Source organism: Stenotrophomonas sp. PS02301 (assembly GCF_029959485.1).
In the GTDB taxonomy this organism is placed as follows: domain Bacteria; phylum Pseudomonadota; class Gammaproteobacteria; order Xanthomonadales; family Xanthomonadaceae; genus Stenotrophomonas; species Stenotrophomonas maltophilia_Z.
This window is the reverse complement of record NZ_JASCOO010000199.1, coordinates 1-745: the sequence shown is the minus strand read 5'-3', so window position 1 is coordinate 745 and position 745 is coordinate 1. Positions and strand designations below refer to the sequence as shown.

1 pseudogene is annotated in these 745 nt (G+C 73.8%); it reads right to left on the bottom strand.

The features are described from left to right. A pseudogene (locus tag QMX81_RS20905) lies at positions 1 to 610 on the bottom strand (fimbrial protein FimV); the annotation flags it as partial. Between the last annotated feature and the right edge of the window lie 135 nt (positions 611 to 745).

Sequence of the window (745 nt, the reverse complement as noted above, 5' to 3'; positions counted from 1 at the left end):
CATCGGCGGCGACGGGCGCGGCCGGGGCGGCCTGTGCAGCCCTCGGCGCGGCCGGCCGGGGTGCGGCGGCGGGTTCAGCACGGCGCGGCGGCGCAGCGACGGCTGCCGCCTCCGGCGCAGGCTCACGGATGATGGCGTTGGACATCGCGCCCGCCGGGGCGACGATCTCCGGCTCGGCCACGGCGGCGGCGCTGTTGGGCGCATCCACCAGGGCGGAATACTCACGGACCAGACGGCCCTGCCCCCAATCGGCTTCGATCAGGAAATTCAACGCGGGCGTCGCCACGGGCGCATGACTGCTGACGCGCACCACGGCGCGGCCCTGCGCATTGCGGGTCAACTCAAACTGCAGCTCGCTGACCAGTCCGGACGGCGGTTCCAGCCCGACCCGGGCGAAGGTCGCTGGCGAGGCCAGCGCAACGCGGAGGTTTTCCAGCTCGGACGGATCGGCGGAAATGACCGGGATTTCGGCCAGCAAGGGTTGGCCCGGTTTGGACAGCACCCGGATATCGCCCAGGCCCAGGGCCATGGCGGAACTGCTGGCCAGGGCCAGCAGCAGCGTCGACACATACTTGAGCGGACGCACTGCGCCCGGAGCCCGGTTCTTCATGGCGGCCAATATAACGGCTCCCCCCGTGATCGGCGATGTTTCAATGCGGGCGGTGGGGGGGGGGCCCCCCCCCCCCCCCCCCCCCCCGCCCGCCCAGGGGGGGGCGGCCGAGGGGGCGGGGGGCGGGCCGGTGGG